This window comes from Ideonella sp., assembly GCF_041287625.1.
In the GTDB taxonomy this organism is placed as follows: domain Bacteria; phylum Pseudomonadota; class Gammaproteobacteria; order Burkholderiales; family Burkholderiaceae_C; genus Ideonella.
This window is the reverse complement of sequence record NZ_JBGGNH010000005.1, coordinates 22,859-39,199: the sequence shown is the minus strand read 5'-3', so window position 1 is coordinate 39,199 and position 16,341 is coordinate 22,859. Positions and strand designations below refer to the sequence as shown.

At 67.3% G+C, this 16,341-nt stretch carries 15 protein-coding genes and 1 pseudogene; 7 read left to right on the top strand and 9 right to left on the bottom strand.

Annotation, left to right across the window (positions count from 1 at the left end; translation table 11 throughout):
• Nucleotides 1-997, bottom strand: a pseudogene (locus tag ACAH41_RS00825) (IS3 family transposase); the annotation flags it as partial.
• 63 nt (nt 998-1,060) lie between these two features.
• Here ACAH41_RS00825 and ACAH41_RS00820 point away from each other — a divergent pair.
• A complete protein-coding gene (locus ACAH41_RS00820; RefSeq protein ID WP_325648891.1) occupies nt 1,061-1,993 on the top strand; it encodes a PDDEXK nuclease domain-containing protein in 933 nt (310 codons plus the stop codon).
• Between the two features lie 134 nt (nt 1,994-2,127).
• Here the strand turns inward: ACAH41_RS00820 and ACAH41_RS00815 are convergent, their stop codons facing one another.
• Both ACAH41_RS00815 and ACAH41_RS00810 read right to left on the bottom strand, forming a co-directional pair.
• Nucleotides 2,128-2,649 (bottom strand): hypothetical protein, encoded by a 522-nt coding sequence (locus ACAH41_RS00815; protein WP_325648889.1) that lies wholly within the window; start codon nt 2,647-2,649, stop codon nt 2,128-2,130.
• A 127-nt stretch (nt 2,650-2,776) separates the two neighbouring features.
• On the bottom strand, nt 2,777-2,932 hold the full coding sequence (locus ACAH41_RS00810) for a hypothetical protein (protein WP_170200842.1): 156 nt from the start codon (nt 2,930-2,932) through the stop codon (nt 2,777-2,779).
• 167 nt (nt 2,933-3,099) lie between these two features.
• On the opposite strand from ACAH41_RS00810, the gene ACAH41_RS00805 reads away from it, so the two are divergent.
• Complete coding sequence (locus tag ACAH41_RS00805) at nt 3,100-3,879, top strand: DTW domain-containing protein (RefSeq protein WP_325648886.1); 780 nt, start codon at nt 3,100-3,102, stop codon at nt 3,877-3,879.
• 114 nt (nt 3,880-3,993) lie between these two features.
• Here ACAH41_RS00805 and ACAH41_RS00800 read toward each other — a convergent pair whose 3' ends face one another.
• The 3 genes from ACAH41_RS00800 to ACAH41_RS00790 all read right to left on the bottom strand — a co-directional run bounded on the left by ACAH41_RS00800 (nt 3,994) and on the right by ACAH41_RS00790 (nt 6,365).
• Nucleotides 3,994-4,458, bottom strand: a complete 465-nt coding sequence (locus ACAH41_RS00800; RefSeq protein ID WP_325648885.1) for a hypothetical protein — start codon at nt 4,456-4,458, stop codon at nt 3,994-3,996.
• Nucleotides 4,459-4,719: 261 nt separating this feature from the next.
• On the bottom strand, nt 4,720-5,178 hold the full coding sequence (locus ACAH41_RS00795) for a hypothetical protein (RefSeq protein ID WP_325648884.1): 459 nt from the start codon (nt 5,176-5,178) through the stop codon (nt 4,720-4,722).
• Between the two features lie 176 nt (nt 5,179-5,354).
• Entirely contained in the window at nt 5,355-6,365 is a 1,011-nt protein-coding gene (locus ACAH41_RS00790) for a zinc-binding alcohol dehydrogenase family protein (protein ID WP_325648882.1), read from the bottom strand.
• 85 nt (nt 6,366-6,450) lie between these two features.
• Between ACAH41_RS00790 and ACAH41_RS00785 the strand changes: the two genes are divergently transcribed.
• Nucleotides 6,451-7,371: a LysR family transcriptional regulator gene (locus ACAH41_RS00785; RefSeq protein ID WP_325648880.1), complete on the top strand. Its 921-nt coding sequence runs from the start codon at nt 6,451-6,453 to the stop codon at nt 7,369-7,371.
• Here the strand turns inward: ACAH41_RS00785 and ACAH41_RS00780 are convergent.
• A complete protein-coding gene (locus ACAH41_RS00780) occupies nt 7,361-8,125 on the bottom strand; it encodes a peptidoglycan-binding domain-containing protein (RefSeq protein WP_325648878.1) in 765 nt (254 codons plus the stop codon). The two genes, ACAH41_RS00785 and ACAH41_RS00780, sit on opposite strands and share 11 nt — an antisense overlap.
• Before the next feature lie 351 nt (nt 8,126-8,476).
• Between ACAH41_RS00780 and malE the strand changes: the two genes are divergently transcribed.
• The 3 genes from malE (at nt 8,477) to ACAH41_RS00765 (ending at nt 10,467) form a co-directional block, all read left to right on the top strand.
• Complete coding sequence (malE, locus tag ACAH41_RS00775) at nt 8,477-9,682, top strand: maltose/maltodextrin ABC transporter substrate-binding protein MalE (protein ID WP_325648876.1); 1,206 nt, start codon at nt 8,477-8,479, stop codon at nt 9,680-9,682.
• 86 nt (nt 9,683-9,768) lie between these two features.
• Nucleotides 9,769-10,086 (top strand): type II toxin-antitoxin system Phd/YefM family antitoxin, encoded by a 318-nt coding sequence (locus ACAH41_RS00770; RefSeq protein ID WP_325648874.1) that lies wholly within the window; start codon nt 9,769-9,771, stop codon nt 10,084-10,086.
• 6 nt (nt 10,087-10,092) lie between these two features.
• Complete coding sequence (locus tag ACAH41_RS00765; protein ID WP_325648872.1) at nt 10,093-10,467, top strand: hypothetical protein; 375 nt, start codon at nt 10,093-10,095, stop codon at nt 10,465-10,467.
• 19 nt (nt 10,468-10,486) lie between these two features.
• Here the strand turns inward: ACAH41_RS00765 and dgoD are convergent, their stop codons facing one another.
• Nucleotides 10,487-11,635: a galactonate dehydratase gene (gene dgoD / locus ACAH41_RS00760; protein ID WP_325648870.1), complete on the bottom strand. Its 1,149-nt coding sequence runs from the start codon at nt 11,633-11,635 to the stop codon at nt 10,487-10,489.
• A 144-nt stretch (nt 11,636-11,779) separates the two neighbouring features.
• Nucleotides 11,780-13,735 (bottom strand): beta-galactosidase, encoded by a 1,956-nt coding sequence (locus ACAH41_RS00755; RefSeq protein ID WP_325648868.1) that lies wholly within the window; start codon nt 13,733-13,735, stop codon nt 11,780-11,782.
• A gap of 204 nt (nt 13,736-13,939) precedes the next feature.
• Here ACAH41_RS00755 and ACAH41_RS00750 point away from each other — a divergent pair, with 204 nt between their 5' ends.
• Nucleotides 13,940-16,339 (top strand): beta-galactosidase, encoded by a 2,400-nt coding sequence (locus ACAH41_RS00750; protein ID WP_325648866.1) that lies wholly within the window; start codon nt 13,940-13,942, stop codon nt 16,337-16,339.
• Nucleotides 16,340-16,341: the final 2 nt, after the last annotated feature.

The window sequence follows — 16,341 nt, the reverse complement described above, 5'->3', positions numbered from 1 at the left end:
CGTTCCATCACGGCGTTATCCCAGCAGTTGCCTTTGCGACTCATGCTGCCCACAAGGCCGTGGCGAGCCAGCAGCGAGGTGTGGGCGTCGCTGGCGTACTGACTTCCTCGGTCTGAATGCACGATCAATCCCGGCGCCGGCCTGCGACTGGTGATCGCCAAGTTCAATGCCGTGCAGACCAGTTCGGCAGGCATGCTTGGCGCCATCGCCCAACCAACGATCTTGCGCGAGAACAGATCGAGCACGACGGCCAGGTACAGCCAGCCGCTGCTTGTGCGCACGTAGGTGATGTCGCTCACCCACGCTCGATCCGGCGCAGTCGGCTTGAATCGCCGATCCAGCACGTTCGCCGCGACCGACAGGGTATGCCGGCTGTCCGTGGTGTGGATGAACTTGCGCCGCCACCGCGCGCGGAGCCCGCCGATCCTCATCAGCGTACGGGCCTTGTGGCGGCCGACGTTCAGCCCTTGAGCCCTGAGCGTGGCGCTCAGGCGCCGGCTGCCGTAGCTGCGGCCACTGGCCTCGAACGCAACGCTGGCGTGCATGGCCAGGGGGCAGGTCTTGCCAGGCTGCTGACGTCGCTGGCGTGCGGCATACAAGCCCGAGCGGCTGATGCCCAACACCCGGCACCACTGGCTCACCGAGGCCTTCTTCGCACCGACCGAACTCTCGGTCAGTTGATGAATCACTTCATCTCTCGGGCGAAGAAGGCCAAGGCTTTTTTTAATAGTTCGTTGTCCGACTTCAGTTGTCGGTTCTCGGCCTCCAGTTGTCGAATGCGTTGCTGCTCGGGGGTCAGCGGTTTGCCAATACCAGGACGACCGGCGGCTTCTTCGTCGAACTGCTTCAACCAGTTCCGCACTGCGCTGTCGGTCAAGTCCAGGTCCTTGCAGACCTGCCGAACGCTCAGGCCTTGCTCTCGGATCATCTTCACTACCTGCAGCTTGAACGCAGGCTCCATGTTCCGGCGTTCGCGGCGTGGCTTCTTCTCTGTCATGCTCGTCTTCGTCTCAGGGGCTAAAGGCCCTTATCGAGGTGTCCGAAGAAATTGGACCATGACATGTACTGGCGGATCGGCCAGCGCATCCGTGTCGAAGTGCTGGGCGGCCAGCGGGCTGGCTATGGCGAGGAGATTGTCTCGACGGTGTCGCGACAATTGACGGCAGACTTTGGCCGCAGCTTCAGCGCCAAGAGCCTGCGGCACATGATGCGGTTTGCCGAGGTGTTTTCGAGCCTGGAGATTGTCTCGACGCTGTCGAGACAATTGGCATGGAGCCACTTTCTGGAGTTGATTTACCTGAAAGACCCGCTGGCGCGGGACTTCTATGCCGAGATGTGCCGCATCGAGGGCTGGAGCGTGCGCACGCTGCGCGAGCGGGTGGACGCGATGTTGTTCGAGCGCACGGCGCTGTCCAGCAAGCCACAAGAGCTGATCCGCCACGAACTTGATTCCCTGCGTTCCGGGGGCGGCCTCACGCCCGCGCTGGTGCTGAAAGACCCGTACGTGCTGGACTTCTTGGGTTTGCAGGACCGCTACCTGGAGAAGGACCTGGAAGACGCCATCCTGCGCGAGCTGGAGATTTTTCTACTGGAACTTGGCGCGGGCTTCAGCTTCGTGGCGCGGCAGCGGCGCATTCAGCTCGACCACGACGACTTCTACCTCGACCTGCTGTTCTACAACCGCAAGCTGCGCCGGCTGGTGGCGGTGGAGCTGAAGCTGGGCGACTTCAAGGCCGAGTACAAGGGCCAGATGGAGCTGTACCTGCGCTGGCTGGCCCGGTACGACCAGGAGCCCGGCGACGGCCCGCCACTGGGCATCATCCTTTGCACCGGCAAGAAGCGCGAGCAGATCGAGCTGCTGGAGCTGGACAAGGCGGGCATCCACGTGGCTGAGTACTTGACAGTGCTGCCGCCGCGTGAAGTGTTCGTGCAAAAGATTCATAGCGCGCTGCAAGCCGCCCAGGCGCGGCTGCAAGCCAGGACCGACGAATGAACATCCTCCCTGATCTGACGGTCCAGAGCAGCTGAACATTCATACGAGATCCCATTCCGGAAATCGATGCTGCGGGCAATGCGCGCCAGCGCTGCGGGTAGGCGGCGCTGGCGCGACACGCGCCCGGCGTCTGGTCAGCGGCCGTCGTGGTCCGAATCGCCCGGGATGGCGCGCTCCACGCCGTTGCTGACGCGTTCCCAGGCATCGCGGGTCGCGTGCTTCGCCTTGTCCCAGCTCAGCGAGGAATTGCCGCGGTAGCGTTCATCCCAGTCGCGGCCGAGCTGTGGTTCGATGTCGTCGAAGCGGGCGTCGGGGTATTCGCTGTAGTACTGGTGGCCCAGGCTGTAGGCGGGGGCGTATTCGTCATACGCGAGTGCCGAGTCCACATACGGGCGTTCGCGGTAGTTTTCGCGCCAGTAGGCATCTTCGCGGGTCGGGTCCACACGTTCGGCCACGCCTTTGCCGGCCAGGCCGCCAACGATGGCGCCAGCTGCCGCACCGATGGCGGTGCCCACGGGACCGGCCACGGTGCCAATCGCGGCGCCGGCAGCCATGCCGCCGACTGCGGCGCCCACGCCCGTTCCGACAGGGTGAGCCCCGGGTGCGCCGGTGATCGGGTCGCGGTTGGCGTCGGCAAGCGGATTCGAAGTGGTCATGTCAGTCTCCTTGTTGGTCAAGTGCCGGTAAAGGGCACCACAGAACCAATGTTCCTCGCGGCGCTTCGGCGCCCATGTGGGACTGCAAAGCGCTTGCAGGTAGGAGACTTGGGCGCGCGCCGTAGGCTCAGAAGACGAACAGCACCGCCATCAGCGCCGCCATGCCAAACGGCGCCAGGCTGAGCAGGCGCAACTGCCGTGCCTTGTCCGGCTGCTTGCTGGCCTGGTACAGGGCAAGCCCGCCTCCGCAGAGGCCGGTGACCATGGAAATCATTGCGAGCATGGTGGTCCTTTCGATGGCGTTGACAGCCGACGAGGCGCAAAACGGCCTCCTCTTGCTGAACGTGGCCAAGCGCTCGAACGGGACATGCCGTGCCGCAGGCGCGCAGCAGGCCGCGCCTGGCACGAGGCCGCCGCGTCAGGCACGGCCGCGGCCTGGACAATGTGCCAATGCACGAGACACGCGACGACTCTCCCCACGCCGTCGCCCGGTTGCGAGCCGCCTGCATGGCGCACAGCGGCACCTTGCCTCGGCTGGACCGCGGCGCGGCGCGCAAATCACGTTGTGCCCGTTGCCGGCTCATTCCCAGCCACTGCATGTGCGCGCTGCGGCCGTTGGCGCGAGCGCGTGCCGGGCTGTGCCTGATCATGGCCGAGTTCGAGCCGCTGAAGCCAAGCAACACCGGCTGGCTGATCGCCGATGTGTTGCCCGACACGGCGGCCTTCAGCTGGTCGCGCATGGAAGTCGACCCGGCGCTGCCGGCCTTGCTGGCCGATCCGCAGTGGCAGCCCTATGTCGTGTTCCCGGGCGAGTTCGCGGCGCCCGAGCGGGTGAGGACCGAGTTGTTGGACCAGGCGGATGATGAACAGTCGGGCAAGCGCCCGCTGTTCATCCTGCTGGACGGCACCTGGTCCGAGGCCCGCAAGATCTTCCGCAAGAGCCCGTACCTGAATGCGTTGCCGGTGCTGAGCCTGCAGCCGGAACAGCTGTCCCGCTACCGCCTGCGCCGGTCCACGCACGACCACCACTTCTGCACCTCGGAAGTGGCCGCGCTGTGCCTGGCGCTGGCCGGCGACCTGCACGCAGCGCAAACGCTGGAGGCCTATCTGGACGTTTTCAGCGCCCGGTACCTGAGCGCGCGGCAGAGTGTGCCAGCGGACGGGGAGGACGAGGCGCACCGGCGTTTGCGGGCGCTGCATCACAGCGCGCCTCCAGCATCTCGGCCTTGATGCAGGCGTGCTTTCAACGACAACCGGCCTGTTAAAGCAATCTTTAACAGGCCGGTTGTGGTTCAAGCGCCGTTCAGGCGCCACGCAGCGTGCGTGTCGGGACGGCTTCGGCCGTCAGATCGCGCTGGCCTTGCTGCCGGTGGCCAATCCAGCCGGGCCGCGGTCTTGCTCGCTGGAGATCACTTCGACCTTTTCGAACGACGTGGAGACGCCGCTGTTCCGGCGTTCCCACTTTTCGGCGGGGGTCAGCTGGCGGGAGGTGATCTTCACGACCTGGCGGGTCGGGAACTCGCCGACGGCGCGGGCCTGGGCGATGGCCACGTCCTTGGCCACGCCGGTGTGGATGGCGTAGGCGGCACGCGGGCCGGGGACGAGCTGTTCTTCAACGCGCACATTGGACGATGTGGCGGGCGCGGTGTTGCCGAAGCCGGCGCTCTGGCCGCCCACGACGCGTTGGTAGACCTGTTCCGGCGAGCCAGTCGAGCCAGCGGCGAACGACGAGGCTGCGGCCAGGCCGAGCAGGGCGCCCAGGGCAAGGGTCTTGGCGGTCTTGGAAGCGGAAGCATTGCGGGTGAACATGGTGAAACCTCTGAGGAATGGTCAAGTGGGCTGGCTCAGGGAATCGGCATTTCGTTGTCGGTTCTGCTTGCCCTAGGTGCATTGCAGCATAGGGTTTTCACTATTGCTTTGGGGCCTTGGTTTTAACCTCATTCAAAGTGTGCGCAATCGTTTGCGCGGCTCACGTTCACTGCTTTTATGGCGTATGGAGGCCAGGCCAGGCCCGGCCTGAAGCGGATTCCAGGACGTCTTTCGGGCGCGCGTCCCAGAACCCGGCCGGCTTCAGCGTTTGACCGTCACCGGCTTGTCGCCTTGGGCGACAGGACCGGGACCGCTATCAGGCGCGCTGGACAGCACTTCCACCTTCTCCCAGGGCGACACATACCGGCCGTTGACGCGGTCCCATTGCTCGGCCGGCGACAGCTGGCGCGTGGTGATGCGCACGACCTGCCGGATGGGCACTTCACCGCCGGCGCGGGCCTTGGCAATGGCTTCGGCCTTGGGCACGCCGGTGTGGATGGCATAGGCCGCGCGCGGCCCCGGTTGCAGCCGCTCTTCGATGCGCACCGCCTGCGAAGGCTTGGCATCGCCGCAGCCCCAGGTCTGGCCGGCGACGGCGCATTGGTAGGTCTTGTCCTGCGGGTCGGAGGGCCCAAGCGCGTAAGAGGCGGTCGTGGCGACGAAAGAGGCGATGGCGATCAGCGTCGTGACCGCCGCCTTGGGTACGTGAAATGTGAGCATGGTGATCCCCTGATGCTGGTTGGACCACGGCGGACGCCGCGGGCATCAGGAGGCCTGCGCAGCAGCCTTGCGGCGCGGCGGTCCTGACAGCTGAACCATAGGGTTCGCCCGCAAGGGGCGAATCTGCCATGCGGGGGGTGAGCCGGCCACACCTTGGGACAGGCCGGCGCAGCCCTTCAGAACCCGGCCAGCACGATCTTGCCCAGCGCGCGGCCGCTTTCGATCAGCGCATGGGCGCGCTTGAGGTTGGCGGCATTGATGCTGCCGAAGTTTTCGTTGACCGTGGTGCGGATGCGGCCGGCGTCCACCAGCTGCGCGACCTCGGCCAGCAGTTCGCCCTGGCGCTGCATGTCCGGCGTTTCGAACATCGGGCGGGTGAACATCAGCTCCCAGTGCAGCGACAGCGCCTTGGTCTTGAGCTTCATCGCGTCCAGCCCGTCCATGTCGTCGATGCAGCCGATGGCGCCTTGCGGCTTCAGCGCCTCGATGATCTGCGGGTAGTGATGGGTCGTCTGGGTGAGGGCGGCGACGAAGTCCACCTGGCCTTCTCCCGCAGCCAGCAGCTCGGCGGCCAAAGGCTTGCTGTGGTCGATCACGGCGTGCGCGCCCAGGTCCAGGCACCACTGGCGCGTCTCGGGGCGCGAAGCGGTGGCGACGACACGCAGCTGCGTCAACTGGCGCGCCAGCTGGATCAGGATGGAACCGACGCCTCCGGCACCGCCGATCACCAGCAGCGTCTGCCCGGCGCCGCCACCCTTGGCCACGCGCAGCCGGTCGAACAGCAGCTCATAGGCGGTGATGGTGGTCAGCGGCAGCGCGGCGGCCTGGGTATCGTCCAGCGAAGCCGGCGCCAGCGCGGTGATGCGCTCGTCCACTGCGTGCAGCTCGCTGTTGGCGCCGGGCCGGTTGATGGCGCCGGCGTAGTACACGCGGTCGCCCGGCTTGAATTTCGTGACCGCCGGGCCCACGGCTTCGACGCTGCCCACCGCGTCCCAGCCCAGCACCCGCGCCTGGCCTTCTGCCGGCGCGCTGCCCTTGCGCACCTTGGCGTCGACCGGGTTGACCGAGATGGCCTTCACGCGCACCAGCAGGTCGCGCGGGCCGGGCTCTGGCGTCGGCAATTCGAGGTCCAGCAGTGCCTCTGCGTGGTCAGCGGGCAGGTTCTGGCGGTAGCCGATGGCTTTCATGGTGCGGTCCTGTGAAGAGGTGATGGGCTCACTGTAGGATTTCAACGCCGCCTTGTTAAGCCGATCTGGCCACTATCATCTTCAAATGAGAGTTGAGAATCCCGGCGACTTGCGCGTGCTGTTGCACACCGCCCGCGGTGGCTCGCTGACGGCTGCCGCGGCGGCACTCGGCATCACGCCCGCCGCTGCGAGCGCCACGCTCAAGCGCCTGGAACAGCAACTCGGCACCCGCCTGTTCGAGCGCTCCACCCGGGCCATGCGCCTCACCGTTGCCGGCCAGACACTGCTGGACTACGCCTCCCGCGCGTTCGAGCTGCTGGAGGAGGGGGAATCGCAGCTGGCGGCGGACGCGGGCGCGCTGGTCGGCACGCTGCGCGTGGCCGCGCCTTCGGACCTCACGCGCACCGTCCTGCTGCCCTGGCTGGACGAATTCCTCGCTGCGCATGCGGGCCTGCAGCTGGCGCTGTCCGTGGGCGACCGGCCGCGCGACGTGGTGCGCGACGAAGTGGACCTGGCGCTGCGCTACGGCAGCTTGCCGGACTCACGCTTGCTGGCCCGGCGCCTGGCCGTGGGCCGTGTCGTGCTGTGCGCCTCGCCTGCCTACCTCGCGCGCCACCCGGCGCCGCAGAACCCGCAGGACCTGCTGCGCCACAACTGCCTGATCTTCGACCGCGGCGGTAAGCCGTACCGGCGCTGGCGTTTCGGCCAGCAAGGCCAGTGGACCGAGGTGACGGTGCACGGCGACCGCAGCGTGGACGACGCTTCGCTGGCGCGCGACTGGGCGCTGGCTGGCGCCGGCATCATGCTGCGCTCCGAGCTGGACCTGCTGCGCCACCTGGCGTCCGGCGAACTGGTGCGCATGATGGCCGACTGGGAGACCGAGCCGTATCCGCTTCATGCGCTGATGCCCAGCGGCCGTTTCGTGCCGCGGCGGGTGCGGGCGCTGGTGGACTTCCTGGCGGCAAAGTTCGAGGCGCTGGAGCCCGCCGGGATGGCTACACCTTGATCGGCATCGGCTGGTCCAACGAGTCGGCGTCCTTGCAGAAGCAGCTGTCTGCAAGGTAGATGGCGTCGTACTGGCGCACGTCATAGTGCACCCAGGTCGGCGCGATGGACGAAGGCTCCAGCGCCTTGCGGTTGGCTGCCGTCCAGCCGATCTGGGCGTTCGACAGCTCCACCAGCTTGCCGCGCACGGCGTCGCATTTGATCGCGTCGTCACGCTTGCTCTCGCCAGGTTGCAGCGCAATGTCCAGGTCCACGGCCTTGCCATGGTGGTTGGTGCTGGTGCGGCCGTGCTTCTGGTTGTCCACGCTGCAGCGGTAGCCCGAACTGAACGAGAACTGGTGCTGTGGCAGGTAGAAATACACCGCCCGCACGGCCCACAGCAGCATGCGGTGGACGCCCGGGTATTCGTACAGGTTGTTGATCTCCTGGCCCTGGCCGCCTGGCAGATACTGGCCACGGAACAGCCCGCGCCCAAAGCCGCTGCAGGTGCCGCAAGGGCATTTGAGTTGCCTGAAGTCGATCGGGTAGCGCTGCGCGAACTGGTCGATGGCGACGAAGGTGGCCTTGTCCACCACGCGGGTCGGGCTGGCCATCTTCATCACGTCTCGCTGGAACTGCTGCACCTGCAGCTCGGTGCCCGAGCCGAAGTCGCCGTCCGGCAGCGTGCCGCGGAACCCCGCCAGCCGCAACTGCAGCTCGGCCACGTCCGGGCCCTTCATGTCTTTTTGCAGAACGCGTTCACCGTAGGCTGGCATTTGCATCTCCTTGGCAATCGTTTGGCATGAACCACAAGGGAGGGAACGCCGCAGTGTGCGGCTGGCGGTCGCGCCAGGCGTCCCCACCATGGGGGAACCCGGCCGCGTCCGTCCTTCTTCTGAACGATTGTTAAGCGTTTAATTTGGACAAGCTGCGAGCGCCGAGCGGCGTCTATTTTCTCGGCACGGCCTGATCCGGGATAGCCCTATTGGCATTGCGCGGGCGACGGCTCAAAAATCTGCGCACCAGATTAAGCGTTTAACTTACAACATGGCTGCGAAGGCGGTGCTGCTGCTGCATGCCCTCCGCGCTTGGTCTGAATGCCACCCCTGGAGACAAAGGAATTCCCGATGACCGGATCGCTGACCCGCCGCGCCGCGGCCCACACCTTGCTGGCTGCTGCCGCGCTCACCTCGTTGCTGGGCGCCAGCGTCGCGCACGCCACCGATGGCAGCCTGCTGATCTGGATCAACGGTGACAAGGGCTACGAAGGCATTGCCAAGATCGCCGAGAAGTTCAGCGCCGACACCGGCATTGCCGTCAAGGTGGAGCACCCGGAAGACGCCATTGCCAAGTTCGAGCAGGCGGCCGCGGCGGGCAAGGGCCCGGACATCTGGATCTGGCCGCATGACCGGGTTGGCAGCTGGATCTCTGCCGGCCTGATCGCGCCGGTCACGCCCAGCAAGAAGACGGTGGACGCGATCGACCCGCTGGCCTGGAAGGCCTGGAACATCGGCGGCAAGACCTGGGGCTACCCGCTGTCCATCGAAGCCCTGGCGCTGATCTACAACAAGGCCCTGGTGCCCACGCCGCCGACCACCTGGGATGAGGTGATTGCGCTGGACAAGAAGCTCACGGCCCAGGGCAAGCACGCCATCATGTGGCCGATGACCGAGATCTACTACTCCTACGGCCTGATGTCTGCCGGCGGCGGCTACGCCTTCAAGCGCAATGCCGACGGCACCTATGACGCCAAGGACGTGGGCGTCAACAAGCCCGGCGCGGTGCGCGGCATCGAGACGCTGATGTCGCTGATCAAGGCCGGCGCGATGCCCAAGACCGCCAGCTACGCCGAGGCCGAAGCGGGGGTCAACGAAGGCCGCGTGGCGATGACGATCAACGGCCCCTGGGCGTGGAACAACCTGAAGAAAAGCAAGATCAACTTCGGCGTGGCGCCGTTCCCGAAGATCGACGGCAAGCAGGGCGGCCCGTTTGTCGGCGTGCTGGGCGCGATGATCGCCACCAACAGCAAGCAGAAGGAAGCCGCCAACGAGTTCCTGGAGAACTACCTGCTCTCCATGGACGGCCTGAAGGCAATGAACGCCCACGTGCCGCTGGGCGTGCCGGCCAACAAGGCGTACTACGCCGAGCTCAAGTCCGACCCGCTGATCGCCGGCACTTTCGCCGCCGCCCAGTCCGGCACGCCAATGCCGAACAACCCCGAGATGACCCGCTTCTGGACCGCAATGGCCGCCGCGCTGCAGAACATCACCCAGGGCCGCGAAGGCGTGAAGGAAGGCCTGTACCGCGCCGCCAAGCGCATCCAGGCGGATTGAGCGCGAGAGTCCGTCGCGCCGGGTTTGCGTTGCCCCTGCTGCATACGTTACGATTCCCGTTAACGTATCCATGCAAGAGGAATCCCATGAGCGTGCGTGCCAGCGATGTGGTCCCGATCAGTGAAGCGCGGGCCAGGCTGACCGAGTTGGCCGAGGACGTGGTGGGTCGTGGCGCTGAGAAGCTGCTGACGAAGAACGGTGCCAGTTATGTGGCGCTGGTGGATGCGCGCAAGCTGGATTACTACCACGCGCTGGAGGCTGAGCATGCCGGCTTGGTGCTGGTCCAAAGCGCGCTGGAAGGCCTGGAAGATCTCGCGGCCGGCCGTGTGCTGGACGAAGCTGAACTGGGCAGGGCCTTGGCAAGCACACCCACCCAGTTGCGCAAGAAATCGAAGAAGGCCTGAGCCGAGGTGGCGTTACCGGTCAACGCTCGCATCCAGGCGGCCCAGTCTTTCGTTCGCAACGTTCGGTCCGCACAAGCGTTCCTGCAGGAGCAGGGCAGCGCAGAGGTGCGGTACGCCGCGCTGCTTTCACAGCTGAACGAGGCGCGGGAGCATCTGCGCTGGAACCCCGCGGCTGGCCGCCCGGCCCGCTTTTTAGGGGCGAACTCGGCCCAAGGGCGGACCGCTGCCGCCCGCGCGACCGCATTGGCTGCGGCGCACGGCGTGCCCCAACTGCGCGAGCTTGTGGTCAAGCCCTGTTTGCTGCTCTACGCCCACGGCGAAGACCGTGTAGTGTTGCTGGCGCTGAAGCACGAGCGCCAGTTGGTGTTCCAGCTCGCCTAGCGAGCCAGAACCACTCCCATCACCACTCCGCCACGCTGCCGTCCTTGTGGCGCCAGATGGGGTTGTGCCAATCGGGCGCGTTCTTCGAGGCGTGGATCACGCGCTCTTCGTCCACTTCCACGCCCAGGCCGGGCTTGGGCAGGGCGTGGATGTAGCCGTTGTCAATGCGGAAGTCTTCCTTGTTGATCACGTAGTCCAGCAGCTCGGCACCCTGGTTGTAGTGGATGCCCATGCTTTGCTCCTGCAGCACGGCGTTGTGCGAGACGAAGTCGACCTGCAGGCAGGCGGCGAGGGCCACCGGGCCGAGCGGGCAGTGCGGCGCAAAGGCCACGTCGTAGGCCTCGGCCATTGAGGCGATCTTGTGGCATTCGGTGATGCCGCCGGCGTGCGACAGGTCCGGCTGCAAGATGGCGATGCCGCCGGCTTCGAGCACGCGCTTGAACTCGAAGCGAGAGTACATGCGCTCGCCGGCGGCCAGCGGGATGCTGGTGGAAGCGGCCAGGCGCGCATAGTGCTCGGCCTGCTCGGCCAGCACCGGTTCTTCGACGAACAGCGGGCGGAACGGCTCCAACGCCTTCAGCAGCGGCTTGGCCATCGGCGCGGAGACGCGGCCGTGGAAGTCGATGCCGAAGCTGACCTGGGTGCCCAGCGCGTCGTGCACGCCGGCGATTTTGGCCACCGCCGTGTCGACCGCGCGCGGCGTGTCGAGCAGGCCGAATTCCTCGGTGCCGTTGAGCTTGAAGGTGTCGAAGCCGCCTTCCATCAGGCGCTGCATGTCGGCCACGATGTCGGCCGGGCGGTCGCCGCCGACCCAGCTGTAGACCTTCATCTTGTCGCGCACCAGGCCGCCCAGCAGCTGGTAGACCGGCACGCCCAGGGCCTTGCCCTTGATGTCCCACAGCGCTTGGTCGATGCCGGCGATGGCGCTCATCAGGATCGCGCCGCCGCGGTAGAAATGGCCGCGGTACATGGTCTGCCACAGGTCGTTGATGCGCATCGGGTCCTGGCCGATCAGCGTTTCGGCGAACTCCTGCACCGCGGCTTCGACGGTGCGGGCCCGGCCTTCGAGCACGGGCTCGCCCCAGCCCGTGATGCCTTCATCGGTCTCAACCTTGAGGAACATCCAGCGCGGGGCAACGCGATAGGTGGTGAGGCGGGTGATCTTCATCTCAACTTCTCTTCGGGGGTGGTTCTTCGGGGAGCGGCGGCCTGTCGGGCAGAACATCGCACAAGTGGACGGGCCGGGGCGGCCAATACCGGCAATGTGCCACGGCCAAGCCGCAGGCGCGGCCGGCCCGGGTCGACAAAGGGCTCAGTCCAGCCACCAGGCAGCCACGCCGCCGGCTTCCAGCACCGGGCCGCCGAGCACGAAGCGTGCATCGGCCGGCGCGGGCAGCTGCACTGCATGTTCGCCGTAGTGGATGGCGAACTGCAGCCCGCCGCGGCGGCGCAGCCGCAGGCCCGCGGGCAGCGGCTGGTCTGGCAGGCCGGCGGCGCGCGCAGCGCGGACCATCACTTCTTCCAGCCCGGCGTCACACAGCCAACCGCTGACGTAGCGGGCTGCGCCGTGCAACACGACAGCGGCGTGCCCGTCCGGGTAGCGCCCCTCGGCCGTCAGCCCGGCCGGCAGGTTCAGCACATCGCGCCAGCGGGTCACTTCGGCTGCCGTGTCGCCCAGCGAGACCGGCAGCGCAATGCCGGGCCGCAGGCCTTCAACCGCGGTGACGCGCAGGCCAGGGAAGAAGGCGCGCAGCGGCCCGGGCGGCAGGCCTTCGGCCATGTGCATCTCCGCGGTGCGCGAGCCGCTGCGCGGGCCGAATACGAGCTGGGCACCGCTGCGCTGCAGGCGGTCCACGAAGTCCGCCGGGACGACTGGCAGCGTCGGCACGGCGACCAGCAGGTAGCTGCTGAAATCGGCCGAGGCCGGCAGCACGTCCACATCCAGGCCCAGGCGGCGCAGCGCGCTGTACCAGCGCAGCTGCAGCGTGTGCACCTCGAAGTCCGCGCTGTTGGGCAGGGCGTCAATGGCCCACTTGCCGGCGTAGTCCACCACCAGCGCCACGCGCGCCGGCTGGCTGGTTTCCACCGGCACCGTGGCCAGTTCACGTGCCACTTGTGCGGCCTCTTCGCTGCCGGTGGCCAGCAGGTTGTCGGGCGTGTTCAGGCCGGAGTGCAGCTGCTCCTGCGCATACGGCACCTGGCGCCAGCGGAAGTAGGAGACCAGTTCCGCCCCGTGCGCAAAGGCTTCCCAGGTCCAGGCGCGCACCATGCCGGGCAGCGGCAGTGCGTTCCACGGCGCCCAGTTCACAGCGCCGGCCTGCTGCTCCATCACCCACCAGCGGCCGCTGGCGACCACGCCTCGGTACAGGTCGTGGTTGAAGGCGGCGATGTCCGGGTGGCCGGTGCGGCGGTGCGCCAGCTTCTCGGCCTCGCTGGCCACGTTCATGCCGTCCAGGTGGCCCAGCGGATAGCTGTCCCAGCTGGCAATGTCCAGGTCTCGGCCCATCTCGTGGTGCTCGAAATTGCCAAAGAAACCCATGAAGTTGTGCAGCACCGGGCGGCCTGGCGCATGCCGGCGCAGGATCTCGACCTGCATGCGGTTGTAGCGCAGCACCTCGTCGGACGCGAAGCGGTGCAAGGCCAGCAGCTGTGACGGGTTGGGCGGCGCCGGCATTGCAACCGACAGGCCCACGTCGTCGAAGCTGTTGTAGCTCATGCTCCAGAAGACATTGCCCCAGGCCTGGTTCAACGCTTCGATGCTGCCGTAGCGCGCGGCCAGCCAGATGCGGAAGCGCTTCAGCGCGTTGGGCGAGTGCGAGACGGTGGTGTCGTGGCAGCCGTATTCGTTGTCGGTCTGCCAGGCGACCACGGCCGGATGCCGGCCGTAGCGCTCGGCCATCGCCGTCACCACGCGCGCGCTGGCGGCGTGGAAGGCCTCGCTTGAGAAGCAGTAATGGCGGCGTGAGCCGAACTGCTTGGTGCGGCCCTGCGCGTCCACCGCCAGCACGTCCGGGTGCTGGTCCACCAGCCACTGCGGCGGTGCGGCGGTGGGCGTGCCCAGCACCACTTCCAGGCCAGCCTCGGCCAGCGTGTTGATCGCCCTGTCCAGCCAGTCCCACTCGAAGCGGCCGGGGGCCGGCTCGATCAGCGCCCAGGCGAACTCGGCGATGCGCACGGTCGACAGGCCCAGCTCGGCCATGCGGCGCGCGTCCGATGGCCACAGCGATTCGTCCCACTGCTCGGGGTAGTAACAGACGCCCAGCTTCATGGCGCAGGCCCAGGAAAAGTTTCGATGCACATAGATTAAACGCTTAACTATCTAGCCGTCAATGGCGGGTTTGTCGGTCAAGCGGCTCGTGCCGAAGGGGCCAAATACGTTGAGGGTTTTCCCGCTGGCTCGACCGGAATGCAGCCGACACACTGCCGTAAGTTAATCGCTTAACAAAGCATTCCGCCTTCATTCCCTGCGCCGATGAACCTCCCGTCTCCCCTCCCGCTGAGCTGCCCGCTGGGCTTCCAGCTGCCGCCCGCACCGGCGCGCGCCGAATCCGGTTTCCTGAACCTCGGCCTGTATCCACGGGCCGACCGAAGCCTCGCCATCAACAGCCGCTGGCTGACGCTGGACGGCAAGCCCTGGATGCCGGTGATGGGCGAGTTCCACTGCTCGCGCTTCCCTGAGTCCGAGTGGCGCACCGAGCTGCTGAAGATGGCCGCAGGTGGCGTGAACATCGTCGCCAGCTATGTGTTCTGGAACCACCACGAGGAACAGCGCGGCGAGTTCGCCTGGACCGGCCAGCGCAACCTGCGCCGCTTCGTCGAACTGGTGGCCGAAGCGGGGCTGCTGTTCTACCTGCGGCCCGGCCCGTGGGTGCATGCCGAGGCGCGCTACGGCGGCCTGCCGGACTGGGTGATGGCACAAGGCCCGGTGCGCAACAACGACCCGGCCTACCTGGCGGCCGTGCGCGCCTTCTATGGCGAGATCGGCGAGCAGCTGCGCGGCCTGCTGTGGTGCGACGGTGGTCCTGTCATCGGCCTGCAGCTGGAAAACGAGTACGACCAGGTCGGGCCCGGCCGGGGCGCCGAACACATCGAGGCGCTGCGCCACATTGCGCTGGACAGCGGCCTCACCGTGCCGCTCTACACCGTGACCGGCTGGCCCACGCTGGACATTCCCGAGCGCGAGGTCATCCCCGTCTCCGGCGCCTATGCGGATGGCTTCTGGAGCGGCTCGACCGAGCCACTGCCGCCGTCTGGCGTGTTCCTGTTCGACACCAGCCGCGCCATCGGCGAAATGGGCAACGTCGGCGGCACGCCGGCCGAAGGCCGCATCGACCCGTCGCACTACCCGTTTTTCCTGGCCGAGGCCGGCGGCGGAATGCACGTCTCGTACCACCGCCGCCCGGTCGTCACGTTGCAGGATGTGGCCGCCACCGCGCTGGTGCAGGTCGGCTCGGGGGCCAATCTCTACGGCTACTACATGTACCACGGCGGCTGCAATCCGCCCGCCCTGGTGCCAGGCGCGCGCCTGCACGAAACCCAGGACACCGGCTACCCGAACGACGTGCCGGTGCTGAACTACGACTTCCGCACCCCGCTGGGCCAGTACGGCCAGGTGCGCGCGTCGTACGGCCGGCTGCGCTGCCTGCACCAGTTCATGGCCGCGTTTGGCGACGAGCTGGCCGCGATGGAGGCCGTGCTGCCCGCCGAGCGCGCCAGCGGCCCGGAAGACCGCACGCGCCTGCGCGCCTCGCTGCGCGGCGCTGGCGACAGCGGCTTCCTGTTCGTCAACAACCACCTGCGCCACCACCCGCTGCCAGCCTTCTCCGGCGTGCAGTTCGAGGTGCAGCACGGCGGCGGCAAGACACTGCTGCCGGCCGAGCCAGTCCAGGTGCCCAGCGGCCTGAGCTTCATCTGGCCCATCGGCCTGCGCCTGGGGGCCGCGCGCCTGGCCCATGCCACCGTGCAGCCACTCAGCCGCTGGACCGAGCCGGATGGCACACAGGTGCTGGTCGCCTTTGCGCTGCCGCAATTCGGTGCCAGCTTGAGTTTCGATGCCGTTTCGATTGAGGTCACTGATTCAAGGCCCGAGGACCGGATCCTCCGAGGGGGACAGGGCTGGCAGCTGGACATCGCCGTCATGACAGTGCCCCGCATGCTGCGCGTGACCGACACGGCTGGCGCCGCCCACACCGTCGTGCTGCTGCCCCAGGCGCTGGCCGACCAGTGCCTGCACGTGAAGCTGCGAGGCAGCGACCGGCTGCTGCTCAGCCCGCAGCCGCTGTACCTGGATGGTGACGAGGCGGTTGTCTCGGTGGCCGACGATGGCCTGGCGCAGGTGCAGGTCTGGCCCGCCGGCAGCGCCGCCGAAGGCTTCAGCTTGCTGACCGCTTCGCTGCCGGCGCGTGCGGTGGGCGAGGTGGCGCTGACGCTGCTGCAGGACAACCCGAATCCGCCGGCCGTGCGCCTGGGCCCGCAAGTGGCCTGGCGCGGCAAGTCCACGCCGCTGGCGCCGGACGACGAGGCTTACGCGCAGGCCACGCGCTGGCGCCTGGACCTGCCGGCCGAACTGGCGCAGGGGACCGGCCGCGTGATGCTGGTGCTGGACTACCTGGGCGACGCGGCGCGGCTGTATGCCGATGGTGCGCTGGTGGACGACCATTTCCACGATGGCGAGCCGTGGCAGATCGGCGTAGATCGTTTCGCGGTGGCCGGCCAGTGGCCGGTGCTGGAACTGGCAGTGCTGGCGGCCGACCCGGAAGCGGCCATCTTCCTCGAAGCCTTCGCGCGCGAGCGGTTGCGACAGGTGGGCGGGCGGCCCACGCTGGCCAGCGTGACGCTGTGCACGCGGCGCGAATTGCGTCTGCCTCTCTGACA